The organism is Bacillus pumilus, assembly GCF_038738535.1.
GTDB lineage: Bacteria > Bacillota > Bacilli > Bacillales > Bacillaceae > Bacillus.
In genome coordinates this window covers 2,140,325-2,165,880 of the sequence record NZ_CP046128.1, presented here as the reverse complement: position 1 = coordinate 2,165,880, position 25,556 = coordinate 2,140,325, and the positions used below count along the sequence as shown (strand labels likewise).

The window sequence follows — 25,556 nt, the reverse complement described above, 5'->3', positions numbered from 1 at the left end:
GATATGGTTCAAATGCTGGCAGAAAAAAAAGAGATTGCAGCGAAAAAGGCTCCACTTCAAGCGGAACAGATTTTACAAGTGCAGGATTTAAGCATTTATTATGGTGAAAAAAGAGCGGTCAATCACATTTCATTCGAGATTGAGAAGAATGCAATCACCGCATTAATCGGTCCATCCGGCTGCGGGAAGTCTACCTTTTTACGCAGTATTAACCGCATGAACGACTTAATTCCAGGTGCGAGAAGTGAAGGGGCGATCATGTACGAAGGATTAAATATTTTGGATGACCGTATTAATGTGGTGAATTTAAGAAGAGAAATCGGCATGGTCTTCCAAAAACCAAATCCATTTCCTAAATCGATCTACAATAACATCACCCATGCGTTAAAGTATGCAGGCGAAAAAAGAAAATCTGTGCTTGATGATGCGGTTGAAGAAAGCTTAACAAAGGCGGCGTTATGGGATGAGGTCAAAGATCGTTTGCACCGATCCGCTTTGTCATTGTCAGGCGGTCAGCAGCAGCGCCTTTGTATTGCACGTACACTTGCGATGAAACCTAGTGTCTTGCTATTAGATGAACCAGCTTCTGCTCTAGACCCTATCTCAAATGCGAAAATTGAAGAGCTATTAGGCGAATTGAAAAATGATTATTCAATCGTCATTGTGACACACAACATGCAGCAAGCGCTCCGTGTATCTGATCGTACGGCCTTTTTCTTAAACGGAGATCTAGTAGAATATGATGCCACAGAACGTATCTTTACACGTCCTGCGCAGCAAAAAACAGAAGACTATATCAATGGTCGATTTGGATAAGGCGGGTGGATTTGATGAATGCAGTAGCAACTGAAACAGCAAAAAAAGAAGTGTTTCGTGTGAATGATATGAACCTTTGGTATGGACAGCATCATGCATTGAAGCATATTGACTTAGCGATTAGAGAGCATGAAGTCACAGCGATTATCGGCCCATCCGGCTGCGGAAAGTCAACGTTTATTAAAACGTTAAATCTTATGGTCAAAACAGTGCCAGGTGTGAAAATCACTGGGGATATGATGTATAAAGATGACAACATTTTAAAAGGTCGTGTCGATTTAGTCGAGTTGCGTAAAAATGTCGGTATGGTGTTTCAAAAAGGGAATCCATTCCCTCAGTCAATTTTTGATAATGTCGTATACGGACCAAGAATTCACGGAGTTAAGAGCAAGCAGCAATTGAAAGAAATCGCTGAAAAAGCGCTTCGAGATGTTGCCCTATGGGATGAAGTGAAAGATCGATTAAGTGCTCCCGCTCTAGGCCTTTCTGGCGGTCAGCAGCAGCGTCTTTGTATCGCAAGAGCCATTGCCACAAGCCCAGACATCTTATTAATGGATGAACCAACATCAGCGCTTGATCCTGTCTCAACATTAAAGATTGAAGAATTGATTATGAAATTGAAAGAGAAATATACAATTGCCATTGTGACGCATAACATGCAGCAAGCGGCTAGGGTATCAGACCGAACGGCATTCTTCTTAATGGGGGAGCTTGTTGAGGTTAATGATACGAATGTGATGTTTTCTGAGCCAAACGATCAAAGAACGAATGATTATATATCTGGTCGATTTGGATAATAAAAATCCCCTGGAAGTCAGTGCCGCCAGGGGGTTTTTATTGTTATTTTGTTAAGGCTTTGACGATTTGTTTGAACGTCATCCCTGTTTTTAAATTGAACTTGCCTGCACGAATTTCTTTATGGTAGCCGGCGTCAATCACGTAATCATTAAAATCTTTAGACGAGTTGATGATGCCGTCCTTTTCCAGCATGTCTGAAACATCACTTGTACTCATACCGTTTTTAATCACGAATTTGATCGATTTGCCTTTAGGCTTTTGTTTATCACTCTTAGAATCGCCGTCTTCATTTGCCTTCAGCGCTTTTTCTTTATAGTCAAGAAGCTGCTGGTACGTTTCACGGCTGACAGTGACTTCTTTTTTGGAGTCTAAATAGTTTTTCACGTCAGTGTCTGTTACTTTCTGTGCGAGGGTTTCTTTTGTTGTTGTATCAGCTGCTGCCTCGTCTTTCCCAGTGAGAAAAAAGACAATCGCAAGAACCCCAGTTGCAAGAATCATACCTGCTGCAAACGTTTGGATGCTTTTTTTCGTCATACAAGCACCCTCTCGTTGTCTTTAATGATCATGTTGACATCTTCTACAGATACATGCTCAGCGCGCGCAATGGCCTCAGGAGACATGCCATTTTGGTGCTTTGAAATGATCTGTCTTGCGATGGATGGATCAATTTCTGAATGCTTGCGAACGACGATGTTTGTTTCAAGTAATTCTTCTTCAAGCACTTTCATTTTCTTTTTCAGTTTATAGATTTCTTGCATTGCAGATAGTTGAAGTGTTTCAAGTTCCTGCTCGACTTCTTTAATCGGCTCTCTTTGAAAATATGAGAATGCGATCAGTACAATACTGACAACAAGCAATCCGATAATTGCAATTTCCATGTTTCATCACCTTTTATTCATATTTTAATGCTGAAAGCCATAAAAGGCTTTCAAGATTGTTTCAGACAGTTTTCGACCCTTCTTTTTTATACCATAAAAAAGCTAGTTTCAAAAGGAATTGCTGAAGAAAATCACCTTTTTTTCATCTTTTTTCTTTTTATATGTAAAACGAGTATGAAAACCTTGCTCGCTGTCAAAATAAAAGAGAGCGGCGGGGAGAAGAGGGGGTCTCATGTATACAGTACGACAAAGGATAAGGTTTTATAGGGGAGCAGACGATTTTTCATGACATAACCATGCGATATGTAAGTGAATGCACTCAAAATGAAATTGGTGAAAAAACATTCTAGCATTCCTAAGCTAGAAGTGGTATTATAGTTAGGTCTGAATGTGAATTGATTTTAGTTTGGAGGGAAAAATATGCGCGTAAATATTACTCTAGCTTGCACTGAATGCGGTGAGCGTAACTATATTACTAAAAAGAATAAGCGAAACAATCCAGATCGCGTTGAATTCAAAAAGTATTGCTCACGTGATAAAAAACAAACTTTACATCGTGAAACAAAGTAAGCAGCAGGGAATTTTCCTGCTGTTTTTTTATGATGGGAGATGATCTGTATGAAAAAGGAGCTTCGCCTTCAAACATTAGCCAAGCTTGATCAGATAAGCGCTGAAGAATTTGAGTGCAGCACCGCTTTACTTCATGAGCACTTATTGCAGCTGCCAGCATGGAAACAGGCGAAAACGATCGCTTTGACAATGTCTAGAGGAAAAGAGATACCGACAATGCCTCTGATTGAAAAAGCGTGGGAAGAAGGAAAAACAGTATGTATACCCACCTGTTTTCCGGAAACAAAAGAGATGATGTTTTATGAATATACACCCGAAACAAAGATGACATCCAGCTACTTTGGGCTATTGGAGCCAGACCCACGGGCGTCGGCAGCTGTACATAAAGAAGCCATTGATTTAATCATCGTGCCTGGGGTATGCTTCGATCAAAAAGGCTACCGGATTGGATTTGGTGGCGGCTATTATGACCGCTACTTAGCTGACTACCACGGCGTAACCATTGCCCTTTGTCTGTCGTTACAGCAAATCGAGCATGTGCCGGCTGAAGCACACGACATACCGGTGTCTATGATTGTCAGTGAAAAAGGTACGTTATATCAAAAGTAAAAGTCCGCTGATTGTCCAAAGATCGGGCTTTTTGTGTTGAGATCGTTTCATCAGAGTTGCAGGTACGGTAGGGTGAAACGCAATATGATTTCACATTGATTAAAAACCAGCATGTAATGGCATTTTGCTAGGAGGTCCGTTTTGAAAAAATTTCGTGGAAAGAAAAGATACTTCCGTAATATGTGGGAGGAAGTGAATAATGACGTTTCTTATGATCAATCAGAGTGTGAAGAGGTCTATTATATTCAATCAAAAGAACAAGGGATTAGATTGTGAAAGCCGGCTAATGAAAAGAACCATTGAAAGTGATAAAAATGATGGTTCATGCATAAACAAATCCTATTTAAGCCACGATACGAACATAGGAGGGAATATGATGAATAAAATGATTTGGAGCGTTGTGTTCACATTGTTTGCATTCGTTCTCGTGCAAAATCGTTATCGGCTGATGAATTTGATCTTAGGTCAAAATCAAGTGCGTCACTTTTTTATTAAGTGGCTGATGAAAATCCCATATTTTCGGACGAAATTTATTCGCCAAGCATTCTAATCCCGCAGAAGCCGGGATTTTTTTTGTTCAGAAATGCGGATAAGAACGATTCTTGTTATAATAATGTAAAAAATGGAGCGCGAATGAATGAATGTCATAGATAGTCTATTTTGGCGAGTTGTTGATGAATTAAGACAAAAAGGGTACGAGATGATTCAAAGTCCGTATCCAGAAGATGAAATATTTTTTGAAGCACCACGAAACTCAGGGTATGATCTCATCCGTCTATATAGAAAAGATGTGAATTTTAGACAGGAGATCGTTCGAGATATCGAAGAGCAGACGTATCGGATGAATCAGCTGAGAGAGGCGATGCGTAAACGGTCTCTTCATCTCTTGCAGCTCCAATTTACAGCTGACAATCCTGTAGATGATTGGGAAGACTTAAACGGTCAGCCGCAAAAAAAACAAAAGGTGACGGTTACACCTGTATTACTGAATGAAGACACTCTTCAACACGACGTAAACGAGCTGCAAAAATGGCTGAACACCTCGCTGACAGTGGATGTAGAAGAGGCGAAGAGAGACACAGCTGAAGATGTCATGCGGCTTAAAGTGAACGTACTTCAGGCATTTGATGATCAGGAAAAGCAGCGTGAACGAGAACGGGCCGTTTTTCAAAATGGCAGACCGATTTTCACCTACTTGCTCATCGCTGTTCAAGTGGTGATGTTTCTTTTGCTTGAACTATCTGGCGGAAGTACCAATACGGCAACTTTAACAGCGTTTGGTGCTAAAAATAATGGGCTGATCTTAGATGGAGAATGGTGGCGCCTGATTACACCAATGTTTTTGCACATTGGCTTGACGCACTTACTCTTTAATACATTTGCTCTTTGGTCTGTCGGAGCGGCTGTTGAGAGAATTTATGGCTCATGGAGATTTTTGCTCATCTATTTCATTTCCGGCATTTTTGGCTCCATTGCGAGCTTTGTCTTTAATACGGCCATCGCAGCCGGTGCATCAGGTGCGATCTTTGGCTGCTTAGGTGCGCTATTATATTTAGCAATTTCTAACCGCAAGCTATTCTTTCGAACGATGGGGACAAATATTATTGTGATCATCCTTATCAATTTAGGGATAGGCTTCACCGTATCAGGTATTGATAACGCAGGGCACCTTGGCGGTCTGGTTGGCGGTTTTTTAGCCGCTTTAGCTGTCCGGCTCCCTAAACAGGTGCAGCCTGTCAAAATGTTTCTTGCTAGTGCTGTTCTGCTGTTGATTGGCGGTTTTGGACTGTATACAGGGTTTCATCCAGACGATCAAAAGGAAGCGGCGGCAGTAAGTGAGGCAGCAAGTCTATTTGATGAGAAGAACTATAACGAAGCAAGTAAACGATTAGAGGAATATGTACACCAAAAGGATGCATCAGCTGATGCTCTCCATATATATGCACTATCGGAAGCGCAGCTCGGCCACCTTGACAAAGCGATTGAATTTTTACAAAAGTCGCTTAAAAAAGATCCTGATGATCCAAATAAACTGTATCATTTATCGTTGTTGTACGTAGAAAAAGGAGAGACAGCGAAAGCGGAGGATCTAATCGAGAAAGGGTTAGACCAAGATCCAAAAAATGATCAATTTTTAAAACTGAAACAATATATTGAAAGCACGCAAACACATTGAATGACTTGACTGAAAGCGCATTTATGAATACGCTTATCCTATCCGTTGATGAGAAGAAATGGTGGAAATAATGAAAACGTTATATGATGTACAGCAGCTGCTCATGAGATTTGGAAATTATGTGTATTTCGGAGATCGTGAAGTGGAATTAGAATTTATGGCAGATGAACTGAAGGAAATGTATGCATCGGGCATTATTGACCGGACCGAATGGTCAAACGCAATGACTATTCTTCAAATGGAACTAGCCAAATTAAATCGAAAAACAATGTGAAGGTGGAGGGCATATGACAGGGGATTGGTTTGTAGGAGTTGATCTTGGCGGTACGACAATTAAGCTTGCGTTCATTAATCTATATGGTGAAATTCAGCATAAGTGGGAGATTCCTACGGATAAATCAGGGCAGACGATCACAGTCGATATTGCCAAATCAATTGACCACAAACTGATCGAAATCAGTATGCCAAAATCAGCGCTTATTGGGATTGGAATGGGTGCACCTGGGCCTGTAGATAAAGTATCTGGGATTGTCTATAAAACAACGAATCTCGGCTGGACAAACTATCCACTCAAAGATCACCTGGAGGCAGAGACAGGACTTCCATCTGTCATAGAAAATGATGCGAATATTGCTGCACTCGGTGAAATGTGGAAGGGTGCAGGAGATGGCGCAAAAAATATCCTGATGGTCACACTTGGCACGGGTGTTGGCGGCGGTATTATTGTAAATGGTGAAGTTGTTCAAGGTGAGACTGGGGCTGGCGGAGAAATTGGCCATATTTGTGCCGTTCCATTCCAAGGAGCACCGTGTAACTGCGGAAGAACAGGCTGTATTGAAACCATTGCATCTGCGACTGGCATCGTTCGGCTTGCAAAGGATAAATTAGAAAGGGAGCAGCATACATCTTCACTTGGCACGCTCACTTCGCTGTCTGCAAAGGATGTGTTTAGGGCTGCTGAAAGTGGAGATGATCTTGCCATTCGTGTCGTAGAAGAAGTGACGACTCATCTTGGACTAGTCTTAGCGAATCTTGCCAGTGCGTTAAACCCAACAAAAATCGTGATTGGCGGCGGTGTTTCAAAAGCAGGGGAGCTTCTTCGCAGTAAAGTAGAGCGCGTTGTTAAACATCACGCATTTCCGCCTTGCGCTGATGATGTCGAAGTCGTGATTGCTTCACTCGGAAACGATGCAGGAGTCATCGGTGGTGCATGGATGGCAAAAAACAAATGGCTGTCTTAAACAAAAAAGTCATCATGATGTCATTTTTATTAAAAAAAGCGATAGATGGGCATGAAATGAAATGTTTAGCATATTCATAAGTTTGTCATGAGGAAAAAGACATTGATTTTCCAGCACATACAGGATAAGATATAGTTTAGTTATTTTTGAAGAAGCACCAATAATTAGGGTATTCCCTAACTTGAGTGCATGCTTAGAGCATAAGGAGGTTACAATGCGAAAGAAAAGATTAAAGGCGATTTCATTTTTACTGATTGCGACATTGTTAATGTGGGTCAAAACCTATGTTATCTATAAATCTAGCTTTAATATTAAAATAGAAAATTTCATGCAGGAGTTTATCCTGTTTATTAATCCGCTTAGCTTTCTCTTGTTTATCTTCGGTATCGGTTTATTTATGAAAGAAAAAAATCGCAATCGATATATCATCGTGATGAGCTTTATCCTGACATTCATTTTGTTAGCTAACATTGTGTTTTATCGATTCTATAGTGACTTTCTAACCATCCCCGTCCTATTTCAAACAAACAATATGGGTGACCTCGGGTCAAGTATTACCTCTTTAATTGAACCAGTCGATTTTCTGATGTTCGTTGATATTATGATTTTAATGTGGCTCTATAAAAAGCAGCCTTCCTTTAGAACGGATGTCACCATTTCACGAAAAGAACGAGCAGCTTATTATTTATTTGTGGCAGCCACTTTCTTCTTTAACCTTGGTTTGGCTGAAACAGAAAGACCAGAACTGCTCACTCGCTCATTTGACCGTGAGATGCTGGTGAAAAATATTAGCTTATATAATTTCCATATTTATGATGGAGTGTTGCAATCGAAGCAGTCTGCTCAACGAGCCCTTGCTGACAGTAATAGCTTAACGGAAATTGAAAACTATGTAAGCGCAAATCAAACCGACCGTAATGAAAAGACGTTTGGTCAAGCGAAAGGGCGAAATGTCATTCTTGTCTCCCTAGAGTCTACTCAGAGCTTTGTGGTCAATGAAAAATTAAATGGGAAAGAAATTACCCCATTTTTAAACAAACTAATCAAGAAAAGCTACAACTTTACTAATTTCTATCATCAAACAGGTCAAGGGAAAACATCGGACTCAGAGTTTATTGTTGATAACTCTCTCTATCCACTTGGAAGAGGGGCTGTGTTCTTCACAAACCCAAGCAATGAGTATACAGCCACACCTGAGTTGTTAAAGGATGAGGGGTATCACTCTTCTGTTATTCATGCGAATAACAAAAGTTTCTGGAATCGTGACCTGATCTACGATAGCTTCGGCTACGATAAGTTTTTTGATATTAAATCATTTGATGTGAATGAAGAGAACTCAGTTGGCTGGGGCTTGAAAGATGGTCCGTTCTTTGAACAGTCAGCGGAATTGATGAAATCGATCCCGCAGCCTTTCTATACGAGATTGATTACATTAACGAATCACTTTCCATTTGATCTAGATGAAGAAGATAAGCTCATTGATGAATATGATTCTAAGAGCAAAACGTTAAACAAGTTCTTTCCTACAGTGCGTTATCAAGATGAGGCGCTGAAGATTTTCTTTGAAAAGATGAAGGAAACAGGTTTGTACGAAAATTCCATCTTTGTTTTATATGGGGATCACTATGGAATTTCAGAAAACCATAACGAAGCAATGGGACAATTTTTAAATAAAGAGATTACGCCATTTGAAGAAGTGCAGCTTCAAAAAGTCCCGTTTGTTGTACACATTCCAGGGATCACAGATCAACATCCAAAAGAAATTAACACGGTAGGCGGTCAAGTCGATATCCGTCCAACTATACTCAATCTTTTAGGAATTGATACAAGTAAACAGATTCAATTTGGTCATGATCTTTTATCAAAAGATAAGAATGACTTTACCGTGCTTCGTGATGGCAGCTTTATTACGAAGGACAGTGTTTTCACAGATGGAGTTTGCTACAATAAAGAAACGGGTGAGCCAAGAGAAGATGAGACCGTTTGTCAGTCTTATGAAGAGAAGGCAAAGCAAGAGCTCCAATTCTCTGATCAAATCATCTACGGTGATCTCCTTAGATTTTATGACCGGAACAGCCCGGACCATTCTCCATCCAAAAAAGAAGATGAAACGAAGCTGAAAAAGGCGTCCTAACATATGAGAAAACCTCTGCTATTTTTAGATGCAGAGGTTTTCTTTTTTTGTCTGCCGGCTCATATAGTATGAGAGGAGGGATGTAAATGAAGACAACGTCGTTTGGGAAAATTGAATGGCAGCTGGATGAAGCGGGAAAGGATAATGTGGCAAAACAGTTAGGGATAGGGAATGCGGCTTTTCATTTATCCAATCAAACAAGCACTGATCACCTTCTTTTACCGGGATATAGACTTCCGGAAGGCATCCATTCATTTTCTTCCATAGGTGAGCTGCAGAAATTTATTGCGCCTTACAGCCTGCAGCAATCCGATGATTGGATCAATGGAACCTTTGAATATGATAGTGCTCAATTAGAAGAAGAGCTGAGCCGCTTGAAAGCCGCATTTCCTTTTCTTCAAATCAGCATAATAGGTCATTCAGTGCTTGATACACCTATTTATGAAATCCGAACAGAGCCTGTTCAGCATTTACATTCTATTCATTTGAATGCCTCTTTTCATGCAAATGAATGGATCACGACGTCTGTTTTAATAAAATGGCTGAAATCGCTGTGTTTGGCTGCATCTGATCCTGTGCAAGCAAGACATCATGAAGCCGTTCATATTCTGCGAACCACAGCTCTCTCCATCGTGCCAATGGTGAATCCAGATGGCGTAGACCTCGTTCGGAATGGACCTGAGTCACTAGGTCTCAGCAGTGAAGAATTCACATCGCTACATGGTGGATATGCTGATTATCAGGAGTGGAAAGCAAATATACGAGGTGTGGATTTGAACAATCAATTTCCTGCTTATTGGGAGATCGAATACTATCGTCATCAGCCTAAGGCACCGGCCTATCGGGATTTTCCAGGGCGCGAGCCGTTAACAGAACCAGAAGCGAAAGCGATGGCAAATCTAGCGTTACGAAAACGCTTTGACCGGCTGATCGCTCTCCATACACAAGGAGAAGAGATATACTGGGGCTTTCTTGGCCACGAACCTGCCATCTCAAAAGAAACGGTCAAACGATTCGAGCAAGTAAGCGGCTATAAACCGGTTCAATATCTTGACAGCTATGCAGGCTATCGCGATTGGTTTATTTATCAATTTCACAATGAGGGCTATACAGTCGAGCTTGGTCTAGGAAAAAATCCTCTTTCCATGAATCAATTTGACACCATCTATGAGAAAACAAAGCGGCTGTTATGGGAAGCATGTAAGTGTTAAAAAGCACCTGTCAGGTGCTTTTTACATTTGAACGTGAATCAATTTCTTATTGTCAATAAAAATAATGTTAGAGCAATTGACGGAGGCCGCCTTGTGAGCTATTGTGAAAAGTACGGATGTAAAAAAAAGGATATGTTTTAGGGAGATGTCGAACATTGAGTGCTCAAAGCCTGTGGAAAAGGAATTTCACTTACTTATTTATTTCTAAAATGTGCAAAATAACAGCTGATAGTTTATCTTTCAACACCATCTTGTGGCTTTTAGTACTAGGCGGGAAAGGGGCAATTGGAACAGCTTTTTTTATTGCGGTCAGCTTTGTTCCGCAAGCCATTGTTGGGCCGCTGATTACCCCAATGATGAAGCCGCATCAATTGAAATTTTGGATGTGTTTTGCTGATTTAACAAGAGGAGCGATAATCCTTGTGATCGTGGTCAGTTACTTTTATGATTTCACGCCATTAGCACTTGTGATTGGCTGTATGCTGCTTCATTCGGCGACTGGTGGCTCCTACGAACCGGCGTCCGTATCAATTATTCCAAAGCTTGTCCATGAGGACCTCATACAAAAAGCGAATGCAACCATCCAATCAGCAAGTCATGTGGTCAGGCTTGTGACGGTAACGATTTGTGGTGTCATGATTGCATTTGTAGGGGTAGGATATACAATGCTTGTGATCATTCCTCTTTATCTCTTGTCCGCTTTATTGGTATTAATCATTACATATGAAACAGAAGTCATCATCGATAAAGCCAAAAAAGGGTTATCATATGGAAAAAGATTAATTCGGGGATTTTCACTTGTTAAAAGGCATCATATTTTGTTTCCATTGGCGATTTTTTGTGTCTGTTCAAACTTCGCTGCAGCACCATGGGAAGCATTGTCTGTTATTTATTTAACAGAGGATTTACATAGTGGACCAGTTATCTATTCATTTATTAAAGTCACAACGGCACTAGGTGCCTTCTTGATGGGGTTTGTTTTGACAAAGGTAAAAGTGAACCGGTATGGGCTGCTGTTTATAGGTGCCGGGATCGTTGATGGAATCTCGTTCTTCATCACAGGCATGAACGCATTTTTACCACTTGTGTTTATATCAGCCTTTGCTTTAGGGGCTGCCATTAGTGCAGTCAACGTGCCTGAACATACAATGATTCAATTGTCAGTAAAAGCAGAGGATCAGCCGCAAGTGTATGCGATTATCAACATGATCTCCTTCTTCATGATTCCGTTAGGCGCTCTCATTGGCGGCTATATGGCGACACTATTTGGGTCTGGGTATGTCATTGCGGCTGGCGGCATCATTGAAGCTGTGTCAGGGATATGCCTGCTTCTATTCACAAAGATTGGGAAGGTAGAAAGGGCGGATTTGACGATAGAACGAGACAAACCTTCTTTAAATGCAACGTGAGCATGGCATGATTGATTGTGAATAGGTTACAATGAGGACGAGAAAACATGAGGATTCAATGGAAAGGGGCAAGAAACATGGCCATAGCAGATGTGACCATCATTCCAATAGGTACTGAAACACCAAGTGTCAGTGCTTATGTAGCAGATGTACAAAGAATTTTAGAAGGCTTTCAAAAAGAAGGGAAAATTAATTATCAATTAACACCAATGAATACGTTAATTGAAGGTGAATTATCTGTTTTATTTGAAGTCATTCAGCGCATTCATGAAGCACCTTTTGAAAAGGGATTGCACCGCGTAGCCACCAATATCCGCATTGATGACAGGCGGGATCAAACCACAACGCTTACAAGTAAAATAGAAAGCGTGAATAAGCACTTGAATCAATAAAAAAAGCCTGCTATTGCAGGCTTTTAATGTGCGGTTGGATAACCGCTATAGATGATGGTCATGACAGTAAACCATCCAAAAACCAAAAATGTCGCGCCAGCAAAAGCGATCGCAAGTACGTTCACTTTTTTAAGTGAGCGATAGATCCCGAGTGCAGCTAAAATCGTGACTAGACCAAAAATAATGACGAGCATCATGTGAAAGTCCCCCTTTGTCATCAATCCCCTTGATTTCCTTTCTTTTCATTTTAACCGTTTTCATAAAGCTTGTCGAGTAGATTCCAGTTGACGATTGTTTGAATTTTTATTGTGTAGCCTTCATAATAAAAAAGAATGAATAAAGTAGGTGATGAAAATGAATTGGAGAAGAATGCCACTAGGCTATGTACAAGCGAATGCGTATATTTGGAAAAATGAGCACGGAGAATGCTTAATCTTTGATCCAGGCGGTGAAGCACAAAAGCTGATTTCCTATATAAAAGAAAAACAGCTCACACCGCTTGCTGTCTTACTGACACATGCTCATTTTGATCATATCGGTGCGGCAGATGAGGTGCGTGCAGAGTGGGGAGTGCCACTCTATGTACACGAGAATGAAAAGGAATGGCTGACGAACGCTGAATTAAACGGTTCAGCTCGATTGATTGGGAATGGAATTACGGTCAAAGAAGCAGAAAAATTAATTACGTCAGAAGGAACTCTTCAAATTGGATCGTTTACATTAGAGATGTTCCATACACCTGGGCATTCACCAGGCAGTGTGTCTTACTATTCGGCGGAAGAAGGATTTGTGATTTCTGGTGACACGTTATTCGAAGGTGGCATCGGGAGAACAGATTTAGTAGGGGGCAGTCAAGAAGTGCTGCTTCAATCGATTCATAACAAATTGTTGTCATTACCAGAATCAACTCTTATTTTAAGTGGACATGGCGGTGAAACCACTGTACTCACAGAGCAGGAGCAAAATCCGTTTATCAATGGTTTTTCTCTTTAAACACAGGTATGAAAAAAGCATCTCTTTTTAAAGAGACGCTTTTTTCAATTAATGTCCGGTACCGGGAACCATGATGAAGATCGAATAATATGTAAATCCGGCAAAGAAAATCGTCAAGTACGCTCCGAAAATGTAAATATACATTCTTTCGGATAAATTCAAGTAGGATAAAAATACAAAAAGAACGGTTTGACCGAAGAACAGCAACGATGCATCTTTCATATGCCCTAAATAGAACATGACAGCAAAAATACCCGTCCAAAAGCCAAGCACGCGGAACATGCGATTCATTTCTTTCCCTCCCCTTAAAAAAACCCCTTTGATTCATATTATAGCTGATCACCACTTGTTATGTAAACATTTACATTTTTGACAACGTGTGAACATTTATTTTACAAGTAGAAAAAATTTTTTTGAAAAAGTGATCAAAACGTGTTTATGCCGAAATACATGAGGGTACTTACTCCATAAGAGAAAAGGTTAACGACCTAAGGAGGAAGACTAATGAGTGACATTACTTTTTATTCATACCCGAGCTGCACGTCTTGCCGCAAAACAAAACATTGGCTAAAGGCGAATCAAATTGATTTTAAAGAGCGTCACCTTTTCAGAGAAACGCCAACCCTAGATGAATTAAAAAAGATTCTTTCCTTAACAACAGAAGGAATGGATGAAATTTTAGCCACACGAAGCCAGGCTTTTAAAAGCTTAAATTTAAATATTAATGATTTAAAAGTAAACGAGGTTCTTCAGCTTCTCATTGAAAAACCAAAACTGCTCCGGAGACCAATTATCCTTGATGGAAATAAATTGGTAGTAGGCTATAATCCCGGGGAACTCATGAAAATATCAAAAAAGAAAGCGATTCATCAATCGGTTTCCTAATAAAAAACGAAGATCAGCTGAAACATTCTTCAGCCGTCTTCGTTTTTGTGCTGAACTGGGCTAGCTGGGTTCGAACCAACGATCACGGAGTCAAAGTCCATTGCCTTACCACTTGGCTATAGCCCAATATCAAACGTGTAATGATATTGTTCACCATCTGCGGTCATTTATACATAAAAGTTGTATGTCACTAGTTTTAAGTGAAAAAGGAGCGGAAGAAGTAAATGAAAAATGAAAAATCTAAGCAATTATATGAATTTATCCTAAAAGAAGCCCCTATCATGACCGAAGAATGGCTGAAAACAAGAACAGAAGAAGGCTCATTATATTCCAAACATGCTTCAGAGGAAACGGAAATGAAGCTGAAGGAACAGAACACAGCGTTTATTCAAACCATTGCAGCAACGCTTGTGACGCTGTCAGACAAAGTAGAAAATCATTTAAAAAAATGGTCTGTTGATATTGCACGTGATCGAGCCGTTCACGAGGTGCCTTTATATGAAATCATTGGACAATTTAAGATATTCCGTCAGATTTTCTGTTCGAGAATCGAGAAATTCATACTAGAAACCGAGCTTGAAGTGACGCTCCAAGATGTGTGCGGGTGGAATCAGCATTTTCATTCCACGTTTGATAATATGATCGAGCGTTTATCAGAAGAATACGACCGTGTGACACTGAGTCAGCTAAATGCACAAAGAGAGATGATTCAGGAACTGAGTGCTCCTGTTATTCCAGTTTCAAAGGAAATTGGGATTTTGCCGCTCATCGGAGAGATTGATACGTACCGGGCCAAAATTATTCTAGAATCCGTACTAGAACAGGCTTCAAGACTGCGTCTAACGCATTTGTTTATTGATATATCAGGCGTACCGGTCGTTGATACGATGGTTGCTTATCAGCTCTTTAAAGTGGTGGATAGTGCGAAGCTTCTAGGAATCGAGACGATTATTTCAGGCATCCGCCCAGAAATTGCTCAAACCGTCGTGAAATTGGGCATTGATTTCTCAAAAGTAAATACTGAACACAGCCTTGCAAAAGCTTTAGAAAAAAGAGGATTTCGTATTTTTGAAGAACAGCCGCAAGAAGCAACATGACCAAAAAACCTGCACTTGTAAAAGTCAGGTTTTTTTATATGCTCTTTTTTAAAAAACCACGTTTTCCATCGCAAGCTGATGATTTTTTCGCATGATTAGTCGTTAAAATGATAAAATGCTCTTTTGTCAGACAGGTTCCTCCAACTTACAATATGGTCAGAGAAGGGAGTGAACCATTTGTATGGTATTGAATATTTGGGACAAGAGCTGCTAGAAGAAGCATGCCGCATGAGAGCATCTGATGTGCATATTGTTCCAAAAGAAAAGGAAGCGTCGGTATCTTTCCGCGTAGACTCAGATTTAATTCAGCAGCGAACCATTGATAAAAAAAGCGGCGAGCGGCTCATTGCTCATTTTAAATTTTCCATCCATGGATATAGGGGAAAAAAGGAGGCCGCAAAATGGGTCACTAGCTGTGATGCTAAGAAGCGGCCAGGTGTTTATTCGGATGTCTACCTTACCAACTGTAAATGATGAGAGCTTAGTGATTAGAATATTGCCGCAGGATCATGTTCCAAAAATAAAACATCTGTCACTATTTCCGAAAGCCTCCACCAGGTTATTATCATTTTTGAATCATTCGCATGGGCTGATTTTATTTACCGGTCCAACAAATTCAGGGAAAACAACAACCCTTTATTCATTAATCCAGTTTGCAAAAAAGAATTTCAACCGAAATATTATTACACTTGAAGATCCTGTGGAAACAAGAAATGAAGAAGTGTTACAGGTTCAAGTGAATGAAAAAGCCGGCATCACATATGCCGCAGGATTACGTGCTATTTTAAGACATGATCCAGATCTGATTGTGCTAGGAGAAATAAGAGATGCCGAAACGGCCCGAACGGCAATTAGAGCAGCACTGACAGGCCATTTAGTGATGAGTACGCTCCATGCGAAAAATGCAAAAGGAGCCCTTTATCGTATGCTTGAATTTGGTGTCACAATGAATGAACTCGAACAAACGATGGTTGCGATTGCTGCGCAGCGATTAATCGAGCTCACCTGTCCTTTTTGCGGAGAAACATGTCAGCTTTACTGTAAATTAAATCGACCGGTCAGACGAACAAATGTATTTGAACTGCTGTTCGGAAAGGAGCTTGGTGAGTGTATCAAGGAGGCTAAAGGAGAATATGCTCACTCGTCATATGAAACACTGCAAAGATTAATTCGTAAAGGAGTGGCACTAGGCTATTTATCGAAAAATACCTATCATCGCTGGGTTTATGAAGAAGCAAGCCTCTAAAGCATGGTCGAAAAAGGACCAAGCGGAATGTCTATCAAAACTTGCTCAATTGATTCAGGCTGGATATACAGTGATTGAGGCATTAACGATGGTGAATATCCAGTTGTCGAATGAGCAGCAGCAGCAATTAACACCGGGCATTCAGTGGCTGCTCGAAGGGGAGCCTTTTTATGTGGTGCTGGAGAGACTCCAATTTCAGCGGGAAGTCATTGCCATATTAAGTTTCTCCGAAAAGCATGGCAGTCTAGCACAAGCACTTGAACAAAGCGCGCGGTTTTTAGAGAAAAAAATCAAACAGGTAGACACGTTTAAACGCATGTTACGTTACCCGATCTTCCTCATCTTTACGGTTTTGGTCGTGCTCATACTCGTTCAGCAAATGATCATTCCTCAATTTTCTCTCTTGTACTCCTCGATGGATACCCGAATGTCATGGCTGATTCAAGGTATGTTTGGACTTTTTCAATTGCTGCATGTTTCTCTCCTCCTCATCGGCTGTGTGTGTATCTGTTTGACCGGATACTATGCTGTCTTTTTTAGGAAAAAGTCCACCCTTGAGAAGCTGAGGGTGATAAGCAGGTTTCCTTTTTTATATAAAGGAATGCGGCTGTTGCATACGTACCTTTTCTCTCTTCAGTTAAGCGGACTGCTTCAAGCTGGATTATCGATGTACGAGAGCTTGCTAGCTTTTAAACAGCAAAGCTACTTACCCTTTCTTCAAGAAATATCAGAACAGATGATTGAAGAGCTAAGAAAAGGAGAAAGCATGGCACATCAAGTAAGCTCGTCTCCTTTTTTCGAGAAACATTTTGCAGCCGTCATCGAGCATGGTGAAGCGAGCGGGATGCTTGCAAGAGAAATGTACACGTACAGCCAATTTCTATTAGAGAATGCAGAGCTGAAAATTGAAAAATGGATTTCGTGGCTGCAGCCGGTTATCTATGGTGTGACAGCACTTCTTATACTCATTGTGTATCTATCTATTCTTTTACCAATGTATCAACTCATGGAGCAAGTGTAAGAAGGAGGACAAAGACATGAATGATAAAGGATTTACCCTGTTAGAAATGTTAATTGTCATGCTCGTGATTTCGATTCTTTTACTTATTACCATTCCGAATATCACTCGTCACCACCAAACGATTCAAGCAAAGGGCTGTGAAGGGCTTAAATCAATGGTGAGCACACAGGTGATGGCATATGAATTAGAGCATGATGGCAAGACACCATCTTTAGCTGAATTAGAAAAAGAAGGCTATGTCAAAAAGGGATTAACGTGTCCTAATGGAAAAGCGATTGTCATTCAAAACGGCCATGTGAAGCATGAATAAATTGATTTTTCATGAGAAGGGTTTTACCCTCATTGAACAGCTAATGATCTTACTTGTTCTATCGATTCTATTGTCGATCATAGGAGGAAAAATCCCAAATTTAATAGAAGGCGCTGAAGCCAAAAGACAAGTGGACATCATGAAACAAGATTTTCAATTGGCTGCTTATACTGCATTTATCAAAAAAACACGTGTGTATGTTGAATTCCATCCGCCACATGTATCGTATCAGGTAATCGATCAAAAGGATGGCGAAGTCATTGCTTCTTTTCAGCATCAAAAGGGAAGCATTAAGGCTTCTACATTTCCACAAGGTATCTATTTTAATGTAAACGGACATCCAAGCAGCGGCGGGTCTCTCATCATTCAATTTGGCAGTCAAACGTATAAACTCACGATCTATTTAGGAAGCGGGCGAATCCATGTTCAAAAACAATAGAGGGTTTAGTACGATTGAGGCGCTGTTTGCTTGTCATATCTTCCTATTTGCAGCCCTTGTGCTCATGCCAGCCTATGAAAAAATCATGATAGGGAAAAATGAAGTAAGAGCCAAACTTGAAGCTTACCAAATCTTGCATGAACAGATGAATGAATCGTTCATAGATGGTACAAAACCTTCTGTCAAAAAGAAACGAGGCGACGTCACATATGTATTCAATTGGAGTAAAGAGAAGGGATGTGTATCATACAAAATACAAAAAAAGCAGACCATATGCTTTCACCATGTTGCTGAACGGTGAACAAGGTTTTACCCTTGTCCAGGCTTTGTGGCAATTACAGCTATTTTTGTTCCTTTCTTTTGGCTGTGTACTAATCTTTTCTACAGCTGAGAAAGCCCGTCCTTTTGAAGAGATTAACCGATTTTCACAAATGGAGTGGAAACAGACTGTCCTGCAATTAGATGAGGAATTAAGCCGTGCAACGGCTGTTAGATCGGTGCAAGGAGGTAAAGCGTTAGAGTATGTATCTAGTCAAGGGCGAGTGGTAACGATTGAGCCATATCAAGAGATGCTTCGGAAGCGAATGGATCAAGCAGGCCATCTTCCTTTATTGCAAAAGGTGAAAGAATTTCGTGTCAGAACGAATCAATATAGAGCCATCCTGAAAGTCACAGATGAATCTGGTAAGGTGTATGAAGCCGTTTTTTTCATATATAAAGGGGTGGTTCCTACATCGTGAAAAGAGAAGGAGGATTTATCTATCCGCATGTACTGGCTGCGATTCTATTTTTTCTCTTGATCCTAGGATCAATGACGATAGGGTTTCAAAAAGAGCTGAGAAGTGCAGAGCTGACGATTTCTTTTTATAAAAAACAGCAGCTTTTCAGGGTGGGGGCGAGTGAAGCTGCCCGTACATTACATCGTTTGTGTGAAAAGCAGCATACCCATATTGACACTGAAGAAGGCCGCGTGACATTGAAGCAGATGACATGCGATCAAAAGAAAAAGCGTATCCTCATGTTAGTCAGTGTGAAAGCAAAGGATGGTTTATCAGATGAGCGGGAACTGGTGCTGGATTGGAAGACCCGTGAAATCATGAAATGGGCAAACCCTGAATAGCCAGTGTATAAAATGATCCTCTTCTAGGTAACACTTGAAGAAAGAAGAGGTGAATGTGTTGAAAACCAATGACTATGTAAAATATATGACGCAGGAAATCATTAAATATATGAATACACCACGTGACGAACGGAAGGAACATAAACAAGAGAAAATGGAAACGAAACCGCCATTTTCACAGCGTTTATTTGGGGTTCTGCCGTTTGGGTTTTCAATGATGTTAAAAAAACGTCAGCGACATCGACGAAAGTAAAAAGCCGCCAACAGGCGGTTTTTTTATGCCCCTTTAGCTGTATTCTTCCACAACAATCACTTTATTGACCTTGTTTGAGTAAGGGTTATAAGAAATAGTGACAAATACCCCAAATTCTTTGGTGTGGTCTTTTAACGTAATATGATACTGTTTCACAGATTCCTTCTCACGATGACGGTCCCATACTTTTTGTTTGAATAAGACTTGTGCCAGCGGATATCGTTTCTTTGCTTCTTTGACTGCCCGTGTTTCCCATTGATCTGCGGCGGCAGTGAAACCTTTCGCATCCGCAGGATTGGCGTCGTGTATCATAGGGCTCAACAGTAAACTGAGCATGATTATCATCTTTCCATATTTCACTTCACATCACCTCACCTGTTATTATTCTGACCAAATGCTGCACTTTTATGTAAATTTTTAAGAAGTACAAATGTCACACAAAAAATTATTGAATACGGCGAAAGAATGAGAAAATGGAAGAATTTTCTCGTAATGGTTCTTGTTTACGAACAAAATGGACTAATTTGACGTTTTGGGTTTTATAGGTATTTCCTTATACTGTATGTAATCGTTCTTATTAAAGAACAATCGTTCAAGGAGTTGGAGAATGAATGAAACAGTCGCTCTTTGTACTCTTTTGTGCCATTTGTTTGATTTTCACATCTCTTTTGATCTCAACAACGAACGCTTCTTTTAACGATGTTGAGCACTCAAACTTTGTCATGAAAACATGCGAAAATTTTGAACAGACGGATCAGCATTGTCAGCCTACCAAATGGGATAGAAGTCATTTGGAACTCATCGATCAAACGATGAACAAAGGAACAGTCTGCGCGCCTCAAAAGCTGAGCATGACACTAAAAAATAGTGGACAACCTATTGCACACTCTGAATGGAAATGGGAATTACATAAAGTAAAAAGTGAGCAGAAGCCGTTACAAGATGGTCATATTCTTGAAAAAGGCTCTATACAGTCCCTTCTTTCACAAGAAACAACGACTGTCACGACAGATAAAGCAAAAACGAATGGAATCTATGCGTTTAAAATCTATTATCCTAAAGGTTTTGGTGGATCTGAAGAAGCATTCATATGGTCTAAACATATGCAGCTCGCAAAGTGTCAAGAAAAGGCATCCTAAATGGAGCTGTCTTCTAAAGGAAACAATGATAGGCGAAGGGGAGAAGAGGTCATGAAAAAATGGATGAAGATGTCTGGAAGTATTCTTTATCTGGTGGTGTTCACGGTGATGATTGCATGTATTATTGTCGTATTGTCTTCAAGAACTACTGGGGGAGATCCACAGATTTTCGGTTATCAATTCAAGCAAGTATTATCTGGATCAATGGAACCGGAATTTTCGACTGGCTCACTCATTGTCGTAAAAGAAGTGACTTCACCGGAGGCACTTAAAAAAGGAGATATTATCACGTTTCAAACGAAGCAGGACCAGTCTTATGTGACCCACCGAATTGTTGGGGTGAAAGGAAAGGGAGCAAATAAAGCCTTTGAGACGAAAGGTGACCACAATATGTATCAGGACGGCACGCTAGTAAAAGCGGATCAGGTGGCTGCGCAGTATACGGGTGTGAACATTCCTTATGCAGGAAAGCTTCTTTCGTATGCAGGGACTTCGGCTGGAACTGCGTTGCTGCTCATTATACCAGGTGTGATGCTGCTCGTTTATTCCACTCTTCATTTTGTGGGCGCTGCAAAACACCGAAGACACACGGCTGATTTACATATGTCAGAGGAACAAGCTTAAATTTTCGTTTGTAACCTAATTAGGTTTCAATAAAACAATTTATTAGGGGGTTCATTCATGGCAAAGAAAAGATCAATTCGTTTAGGTGTATTATCAGGGGCTTTAGGCCTTGCATTAATCGGCGGGGGGACATGGGCGGCGTTTAACGATGTAGAAAAGGCAAACGCGGTCTACTCGACAGGAGAGCTGGATTTATCAGCAAAAGAGAACTCCGGCGCCATCAACCTTGCGAACTTAAAACCTGGTGATCGGATCAAGAAAGAATTTCATTTTGAAAATAAAGGATCGCTTGCGATCAATCAAGTGCTGATGAGTCTTGATTACAGCCAGTTTCAAGACGGAGCTTCCGCGAAGAATGGCGGTAAGAATACAGCTGAAGAATTTCTCAGCCAGTTTCAGGTGAGTGTTCTTACGGTTGGAGCCGAAGGTGGAAATGGTTATCCGAAAAATATTATCTTAGACCATGCAAACCTGCTTGACTTGCATCAACTAACGTCAAAACAGGATCAGACCGCATTTGAAAAGCTTCGTCATGCCGTCGATGAGAAGTTTTTACATGAAAGTGGGAAGATTAATGTAGCAACTGTTGATGGAACAGTGGCTCCAGAGTATGACGGCATTCCAAAGAACCCGTTTGATTACGATAAAATGGAAATGATCATTGAATTTGTCAATGACCAGACGAAGGATAAAGCTGGTCACTATATCCAAAATAAATACCAAGGCGATGCGATTCAAATTGATCTTTCCTTCGAAGCGACTCAGTGGAATGGTTTAACGATCAATCCCAAAAAGCATACGGATGAAAAAGGCTACGTGAAAGAAAACGAAAAAGCACACAGCGAAGATAAAAAATAAAGCCAGTCTTTAGACTGATATCAAGCTCTGCATAGCAATTGGAGGAGTATGCGCTAAAATGTGCGCTTTACTCCTCTTCTTGATTTTTTTTCCAGATTTGATAATCTAAAAATTCACGAAATTGCTTTTTCGAAACCCCTGATGTCATTGCATCTCGAACTAGTTTTTCCCATTCACTATCTAATTGACCATCGTATTCGGTTTCATCTTTTTCGTGTAACAGTGTATGAACCGAGACGTCCAGAACAGCGGAGACTTTTTCAAGAAATTGAATGGAGGGGTTTGTTTGCAAGTTTCTTTCTATTGAGCTTAAATAAGACTTCGCTACCCCAGCCTTTTCGGCCAGTTCTGATAGTGAGTAGCCTTTTTCATTGCGGTATTGTTTAATACGCTGGCCAATCAATGTCATCACCTTCCTTTCGATATTATAGCACATTCAGAAAGGTTTGATAGAATGACTTCTTACCAGAGGGTGAGACTCAGAGGACTTTTCACTTGATTTGAGGAATTGACGGACTTCTTCAACTGTTAGCCCTGCTTTACGAGCTTCAAGTAATAATTGAACCCATTCACTGTCTAATATGTTCGTTTTCTTTTCCATACAAATACCCTCCTAAAATACTGAATCATGTATTTCAGGCACTTAACGCATGAAATGGAAAGACACAGGTGGTAAGACCTCATAGTTTGCTTGCGTCATTTTTCCGCCCAATACAAACAGACAAACGTTGCTTTTGGCTGATCGAAAATTGTATGTCACATGAAAGGGAGGGGACCTATGGGTCAACCTCCTCTTTTTTGCTGTAAGTAAAAAAGTCCGCCATTTTCAATCGTAAGACTGATTTTTGGTTCGTATAAAGTTTTGAGTGCTTGTCTTTCTATTTCATATTCTACAGATGTGTCTGAAGTCCCTTCATAAAATTGGTTTAAAAGTTCAGTGTCTTCTTTCCATTTTTGAACAGCTCTCACCGCCCAATTGTCTGGTTCCTCATGGGCGTAACGCTCCATTAGACTATAGAGCCGTTTGACCCCGCTTTCTGGCTTGATCATTGTACTCATTGTAAAGCAATAATCGGGAATTTGAGATGACAGCTCACGGGTTTCCAGCTTTTCTTGAAATTGTTCAACGACTTCTCCGCGTATTAGATGAAGTCCTAGTGATAAAAGCTTATCCTTCTTTCGATCTGCGAGATAAGAAATTTTCACATTGAGACCAAGCCATGGCTCGAGTGCGATCTGGTTGTTCGTGAGCGGAGTGACTCGTTCATAGAGACGGATAAAACGGCCCTGCTGTTTGACAGCTTCAAATATTTGAAATAAACGAGGGGAGCCGAAGTGGATAAATTCACCCTCAATCGTATCATCCACTTTTTTTTGATCGGTGATGAGGGTCAATTGCCGCGGCTCTGGTACACCACCAGTTTTTTCAAGCCAGTGCCAATAAAAAGGGCGGTTCATAATCAATTTATCCATATCGATGGTTAGTTGTACGGTCATATGTCCTGCACTTTCTTCTAGTATGTCGCATTGATTTGCCTGAAAGAAACGGAGAAGAAAGGTATGTATGTCACGCTGCTCCATTGATCAACTCTCCTTTATGAGCCTTGCTGTCTTTTTTCTAAAAGTGGTGTTTTTGCTTCTGATAAATAGGAAGCAAACTGGGTTAATTTCTTTTTCATGTCTCCGTCTGATTCGTGCTGAAAGAGAATCTGATGTAGTTCTGTTTCGGCATCTTTGATATCTATTCGCGTTAAAATATCATCTAGATCGCCAATGACGTTTTCAAACAGCTGAATTTTTTCATATAAAAGCTTTAAGATATGTTCCTCAACGGTTCCGTTTGTTGCCATATTGTAAATGTGGACATCTCGCTCTTGTCCAAGGCGGTGGATACGTCCAATTCGCTGTTCTAGACGCATCGGGTTCCACGGAAGATCGTAGTTGATGATTTGGTTACAAAACTGAAGGTTGATTCCTTCGCCGCCCGCTTCTGTCGCAATTAACACTTGCGCCCGTTCTCTAAATAAATCTTTCATCCAATCTTTTTTGCCCCGCTTAAAGCCGCCTCGAAAAGGAACGGAGCTGATGCCATTTTGCTGAAGAAACCATTGTAAATAAATTTGTGTCGCGCGGTATTCGGTGAAAATAATGACCTTTTCATTTAACTGCTGAATAAGCTTGACGACTTCAAGCGCCTTTGTGTTTTGCTGAACTTGATTGATTTTCTCCATAATTTGCGCTATAGCAGAGGATCCAAGGATATGTTTTTCATCTTCCTGCATTTTTTTAATCGTCATATAGACCGCCTCGCGGCTTGAACAGCATTCTCGTTCCAAGGTCATGATGGAAAACATGTGCTTTGCATAAGACGGGTTCTCTTTCAGCTTGCAGATTTCATCATACAAAGCTTGTTCCGTTGGAGAGAAATCAATGGAAATCGTTTTGACATGCCGTTTTGTCCACTCGATGCCTGTGTCTTGCCTTCGGTTACGAATCATCACTTTATTCACAAGCTGTTTTAATCGGTCGTGGTCTTCAAGCTGTAAATCCTTTTTGGCAAAGACATCTTTAAACTGATGTTCATTCCCGAGGTGGCCTGGCTTCAGAAGGGAAACGAGATTAAATATTTCTCCGATACGGTTTTGGATAGGTGTCGCTGTCAGCAGCAGGCAGAATTTCTTATTTAGATTTCTCACAAATTCATAGTTTTTCGTTTTATTGTTTTTCAGTTTGTGTGCTTCATCAATAATGACCATATCGTAGGCAATTGATAAAATGGTGTCTCGATGCGGCTGTCTTTTGGCTGTATCAATGGAGGAAACCACGACGTCACACTGCTCCCACACGTAGCTCTTTTTTTGTTCGACAGCATCAATGTAAAATTTCGTCCGCAGCTCCTGTACCCATTGAGACACAAGGGAGGCGGGGACAAGTATGAGAATTTTTTTTGCAAGTCCACGAATCATGTATTCTTTGATAATGAGTCCTGCTTCTACGGTTTTTCCAAGTCCCACTTCATCTGCTAAAATGGCTTTTCCGTTCATCTCTTCTACGACTCTTCTGGCTACTTCAAGCTGATGTTTTAAAGGCGTGAATGCAGGCAGGTGCGCGGGAGCTTGCAGTCCTTCAAATGAATCAATGGCTGTGACTTTTTGGACCTGCGTCGCTAAACGGTACATTTCCCAGTTCGCCCAGGGGCCGTCTGCTGCAAGCCGCTGCTGAAATTTACTTGCCCATTCCTGATCAAAAATCGTTTGAATATTCAATGTGATCGCCTGCCTTTCTAATAGGTTAAGGATAAAATTGTTCTGTATTTAAACGCTTCATTTTTTAAGAG

35 protein-coding genes, 1 tRNA gene and 1 pseudogene are annotated in these 25,556 nt (G+C 40.6%); 27 read left to right on the top strand and 10 right to left on the bottom strand.

Annotated features, from left to right (window positions below):
- Positions 1 to 3: 3 nt before the first annotated feature.
- On the top strand, positions 4 to 816 hold the full coding sequence (gene pstB, locus GKC25_RS10940) for a phosphate ABC transporter ATP-binding protein PstB (protein ID WP_034661308.1): 813 nt from the start codon (positions 4 to 6) through the stop codon (positions 814 to 816).
- Positions 817 to 830: 14 nt separating this feature from the next.
- Positions 831 to 1,613 (top strand): phosphate ABC transporter ATP-binding protein PstB, encoded by a 783-nt coding sequence (gene pstB / locus GKC25_RS10935; protein ID WP_034661307.1) that lies wholly within the window; start codon positions 831 to 833, stop codon positions 1,611 to 1,613.
- A 43-nt stretch (positions 1,614 to 1,656) separates the two neighbouring features.
- Here the strand turns inward: pstB (GKC25_RS10935) and GKC25_RS10930 are convergent, their stop codons facing one another.
- Positions 1,657 to 2,148, bottom strand: coding sequence for an endolytic transglycosylase MltG (locus GKC25_RS10930; protein ID WP_034661306.1), 492 nt, complete (start codon positions 2,146 to 2,148; stop codon positions 1,657 to 1,659).
- Complete coding sequence (locus tag GKC25_RS10925; protein ID WP_003217285.1) at positions 2,145 to 2,492, bottom strand: hypothetical protein; 348 nt, start codon at positions 2,490 to 2,492, stop codon at positions 2,145 to 2,147. The genes GKC25_RS10930 and GKC25_RS10925 overlap by 4 nt, the downstream gene beginning before the upstream one ends.
- 420 nt (positions 2,493 to 2,912) lie before the next feature.
- Here GKC25_RS10925 and rpmG point away from each other — a divergent pair, with 420 nt between their 5' ends.
- The 11 genes from rpmG (at position 2,913) to GKC25_RS10870 (ending at position 12,234) form a co-directional block, all read left to right on the top strand.
- Positions 2,913 to 3,062, top strand: a complete 150-nt coding sequence (gene rpmG, locus GKC25_RS10920) for a 50S ribosomal protein L33 (RefSeq protein ID WP_008360061.1) — start codon at positions 2,913 to 2,915, stop codon at positions 3,060 to 3,062.
- A 48-nt stretch (positions 3,063 to 3,110) separates the two neighbouring features.
- Positions 3,111 to 3,671, top strand: coding sequence for a 5-formyltetrahydrofolate cyclo-ligase (locus tag GKC25_RS10915; RefSeq protein WP_034661305.1), 561 nt, complete (start codon positions 3,111 to 3,113; stop codon positions 3,669 to 3,671).
- A gap of 141 nt (positions 3,672 to 3,812) precedes the next feature.
- Positions 3,813 to 3,947, top strand: a complete 135-nt coding sequence (locus tag GKC25_RS10910) for a hypothetical protein (protein WP_258182066.1) — start codon at positions 3,813 to 3,815, stop codon at positions 3,945 to 3,947.
- Between the two features lie 100 nt (positions 3,948 to 4,047).
- Positions 4,048 to 4,221: a hypothetical protein gene (locus tag GKC25_RS10905; RefSeq protein ID WP_162531857.1), complete on the top strand. Its 174-nt coding sequence runs from the start codon at positions 4,048 to 4,050 to the stop codon at positions 4,219 to 4,221.
- A gap of 87 nt (positions 4,222 to 4,308) precedes the next feature.
- Positions 4,309 to 5,847 (top strand): rhomboid family intramembrane serine protease, encoded by a 1,539-nt coding sequence (locus tag GKC25_RS10900; RefSeq protein ID WP_342689792.1) that lies wholly within the window; start codon positions 4,309 to 4,311, stop codon positions 5,845 to 5,847.
- Between the two features lie 70 nt (positions 5,848 to 5,917).
- Positions 5,918 to 6,121: a YqgQ family protein gene (locus tag GKC25_RS10895; protein ID WP_034661303.1), complete on the top strand. Its 204-nt coding sequence runs from the start codon at positions 5,918 to 5,920 to the stop codon at positions 6,119 to 6,121.
- A 13-nt stretch (positions 6,122 to 6,134) separates the two neighbouring features.
- Entirely contained in the window at positions 6,135 to 7,088 is a 954-nt protein-coding gene (locus GKC25_RS10890; RefSeq protein ID WP_034661302.1) for an ROK family glucokinase, read from the top strand.
- A 214-nt stretch (positions 7,089 to 7,302) separates the two neighbouring features.
- Positions 7,303 to 9,222 carry an LTA synthase family protein gene (locus GKC25_RS10885; protein WP_034661301.1) on the top strand — a complete coding sequence of 640 codons (1,920 nt, stop codon included), beginning with the start codon at positions 7,303 to 7,305 and terminating at the stop codon, positions 9,220 to 9,222.
- Positions 9,223 to 9,308: 86 nt separating this feature from the next.
- On the top strand, positions 9,309 to 10,433 hold the full coding sequence (locus GKC25_RS10880; RefSeq protein WP_342689791.1) for a M14 family metallocarboxypeptidase: 1,125 nt from the start codon (positions 9,309 to 9,311) through the stop codon (positions 10,431 to 10,433).
- Positions 10,434 to 10,588: 155 nt separating this feature from the next.
- The gene (locus tag GKC25_RS10875; RefSeq protein WP_080869494.1) at positions 10,589 to 11,842 is read left to right on the top strand and encodes an MFS transporter; all 1,254 of its coding nucleotides are present in this window, start codon (positions 10,589 to 10,591) and stop codon (positions 11,840 to 11,842) included.
- Positions 11,843 to 11,919: 77 nt separating this feature from the next.
- Complete coding sequence (locus GKC25_RS10870; protein WP_034662003.1) at positions 11,920 to 12,234, top strand: MTH1187 family thiamine-binding protein; 315 nt, start codon at positions 11,920 to 11,922, stop codon at positions 12,232 to 12,234.
- 23 nt (positions 12,235 to 12,257) lie between these two features.
- On the opposite strand, the gene GKC25_RS10865 is transcribed toward GKC25_RS10870, so the two are convergent.
- The gene (locus GKC25_RS10865) at positions 12,258 to 12,431 is read right to left on the bottom strand and encodes a DUF2759 domain-containing protein (RefSeq protein ID WP_003217333.1); all 174 of its coding nucleotides are present in this window, start codon (positions 12,429 to 12,431) and stop codon (positions 12,258 to 12,260) included.
- A 157-nt stretch (positions 12,432 to 12,588) separates the two neighbouring features.
- Here GKC25_RS10865 and GKC25_RS10860 point away from each other — a divergent pair, with 157 nt between their 5' ends.
- Complete coding sequence (locus tag GKC25_RS10860) at positions 12,589 to 13,227, top strand: MBL fold metallo-hydrolase (protein ID WP_095285390.1); 639 nt, start codon at positions 12,589 to 12,591, stop codon at positions 13,225 to 13,227.
- Positions 13,228 to 13,275: 48 nt separating this feature from the next.
- Here the strand turns inward: GKC25_RS10860 and GKC25_RS10855 are convergent, their stop codons facing one another.
- Entirely contained in the window at positions 13,276 to 13,518 is a 243-nt protein-coding gene (locus GKC25_RS10855; protein ID WP_003217440.1) for a DUF2626 domain-containing protein, read from the bottom strand.
- 213 nt (positions 13,519 to 13,731) lie between these two features.
- Here GKC25_RS10855 and GKC25_RS10850 point away from each other — a divergent pair, with 213 nt between their 5' ends.
- Entirely contained in the window at positions 13,732 to 14,112 is a 381-nt protein-coding gene (locus GKC25_RS10850; RefSeq protein ID WP_034661298.1) for a Spx/MgsR family RNA polymerase-binding regulatory protein, read from the top strand.
- 55 nt (positions 14,113 to 14,167) lie between these two features.
- On the opposite strand, the gene GKC25_RS10845 is transcribed toward GKC25_RS10850, so the two are convergent.
- Positions 14,168 to 14,238, bottom strand: a tRNA-Gln gene (locus GKC25_RS10845).
- A 98-nt stretch (positions 14,239 to 14,336) separates the two neighbouring features.
- Here GKC25_RS10845 and GKC25_RS10840 point away from each other — a divergent pair.
- From GKC25_RS10840 to GKC25_RS10800, 9 genes and pseudogenes are all read left to right on the top strand, one after another.
- Complete coding sequence (locus tag GKC25_RS10840; RefSeq protein ID WP_341031810.1) at positions 14,337 to 15,209, top strand: STAS domain-containing protein; 873 nt, start codon at positions 14,337 to 14,339, stop codon at positions 15,207 to 15,209.
- A gap of 177 nt (positions 15,210 to 15,386) precedes the next feature.
- Positions 15,387 to 16,455, top strand: a pseudogene (gene comGA / locus GKC25_RS10835) (competence type IV pilus ATPase ComGA).
- On the top strand, positions 16,436 to 17,476 hold the full coding sequence (gene comGB / locus GKC25_RS10830) for a competence type IV pilus assembly protein ComGB (RefSeq protein WP_034661294.1): 1,041 nt from the start codon (positions 16,436 to 16,438) through the stop codon (positions 17,474 to 17,476). Before comGA ends, comGB begins: the two are co-directional and overlap by 20 nt.
- Positions 17,477 to 17,492: 16 nt before the next feature.
- Positions 17,493 to 17,786 carry a competence type IV pilus major pilin ComGC gene (gene comGC, locus GKC25_RS10825; RefSeq protein WP_003217322.1) on the top strand — a complete coding sequence of 98 codons (294 nt, stop codon included), beginning with the start codon at positions 17,493 to 17,495 and terminating at the stop codon, positions 17,784 to 17,786.
- On the top strand, positions 17,779 to 18,225 hold the full coding sequence (gene comGD / locus GKC25_RS10820; RefSeq protein ID WP_095285388.1) for a competence type IV pilus minor pilin ComGD: 447 nt from the start codon (positions 17,779 to 17,781) through the stop codon (positions 18,223 to 18,225). The genes comGC and comGD overlap by 8 nt, the downstream gene beginning before the upstream one ends.
- Positions 18,209 to 18,526, top strand: a complete 318-nt coding sequence (gene comGE, locus GKC25_RS10815; RefSeq protein ID WP_034661291.1) for a competence type IV pilus minor pilin ComGE — start codon at positions 18,209 to 18,211, stop codon at positions 18,524 to 18,526. Before comGD ends, comGE begins: the two co-directional genes overlap by 17 nt.
- Entirely contained in the window at positions 18,465 to 18,965 is a 501-nt protein-coding gene (gene comGF / locus GKC25_RS10810; RefSeq protein ID WP_095285387.1) for a competence type IV pilus minor pilin ComGF, read from the top strand. Before comGE ends, comGF begins: the two co-directional genes overlap by 62 nt.
- Positions 18,962 to 19,345 carry a competence type IV pilus minor pilin ComGG gene (locus GKC25_RS10805; protein ID WP_095285386.1) on the top strand — a complete coding sequence of 128 codons (384 nt, stop codon included), beginning with the start codon at positions 18,962 to 18,964 and terminating at the stop codon, positions 19,343 to 19,345. Before comGF ends, GKC25_RS10805 begins: the two co-directional genes overlap by 4 nt.
- 58 nt (positions 19,346 to 19,403) lie before the next feature.
- Positions 19,404 to 19,598, top strand: coding sequence for a YqzE family protein (locus GKC25_RS10800; protein WP_024718846.1), 195 nt, complete (start codon positions 19,404 to 19,406; stop codon positions 19,596 to 19,598).
- 33 nt (positions 19,599 to 19,631) lie between these two features.
- On the opposite strand, the gene GKC25_RS10795 is transcribed toward GKC25_RS10800, so the two are convergent.
- Positions 19,632 to 19,910, bottom strand: a complete 279-nt coding sequence (locus tag GKC25_RS10795) for a DUF3889 domain-containing protein (protein ID WP_223249903.1) — start codon at positions 19,908 to 19,910, stop codon at positions 19,632 to 19,634.
- A 299-nt stretch (positions 19,911 to 20,209) separates the two neighbouring features.
- On the opposite strand from GKC25_RS10795, the gene tapA reads away from it, so the two are divergent.
- The 3 genes from tapA to tasA are packed head-to-tail and all read left to right on the top strand — an operon-like array spanning position 20,210 to position 22,219.
- The gene (gene tapA, locus GKC25_RS10790) at positions 20,210 to 20,737 is read left to right on the top strand and encodes an amyloid fiber anchoring/assembly protein TapA (protein WP_034661284.1); all 528 of its coding nucleotides are present in this window, start codon (positions 20,210 to 20,212) and stop codon (positions 20,735 to 20,737) included.
- A 51-nt stretch (positions 20,738 to 20,788) separates the two neighbouring features.
- Entirely contained in the window at positions 20,789 to 21,361 is a 573-nt protein-coding gene (gene sipW / locus GKC25_RS10785; RefSeq protein WP_034662000.1) for a signal peptidase I SipW, read from the top strand.
- A 57-nt stretch (positions 21,362 to 21,418) separates the two neighbouring features.
- Positions 21,419 to 22,219, top strand: a complete 801-nt coding sequence (tasA, locus tag GKC25_RS10780; RefSeq protein WP_034661283.1) for a biofilm matrix protein TasA — start codon at positions 21,419 to 21,421, stop codon at positions 22,217 to 22,219.
- 67 nt (positions 22,220 to 22,286) lie between these two features.
- On the opposite strand, the gene sinR is transcribed toward tasA, so the two are convergent.
- The 4 genes from sinR to GKC25_RS10760 all read right to left on the bottom strand — a co-directional run bounded on the left by sinR (position 22,287) and on the right by GKC25_RS10760 (position 25,485).
- The gene (gene sinR, locus GKC25_RS10775; protein WP_095285385.1) at positions 22,287 to 22,622 is read right to left on the bottom strand and encodes a transcriptional regulator SinR; all 336 of its coding nucleotides are present in this window, start codon (positions 22,620 to 22,622) and stop codon (positions 22,287 to 22,289) included.
- A 33-nt stretch (positions 22,623 to 22,655) separates the two neighbouring features.
- Positions 22,656 to 22,820, bottom strand: a complete 165-nt coding sequence (locus tag GKC25_RS10770) for an anti-repressor SinI family protein (RefSeq protein WP_003217357.1) — start codon at positions 22,818 to 22,820, stop codon at positions 22,656 to 22,658.
- A 182-nt stretch (positions 22,821 to 23,002) separates the two neighbouring features.
- On the bottom strand, positions 23,003 to 23,800 hold the full coding sequence (locus tag GKC25_RS10765; protein ID WP_034661279.1) for a YqhG family protein: 798 nt from the start codon (positions 23,798 to 23,800) through the stop codon (positions 23,003 to 23,005).
- A gap of 14 nt (positions 23,801 to 23,814) precedes the next feature.
- Positions 23,815 to 25,485: a DEAD/DEAH box helicase gene (locus GKC25_RS10760; protein ID WP_187703963.1), complete on the bottom strand. Its 1,671-nt coding sequence runs from the start codon at positions 25,483 to 25,485 to the stop codon at positions 23,815 to 23,817.
- Between the last annotated feature and the right edge of the window lie 71 nt (positions 25,486 to 25,556).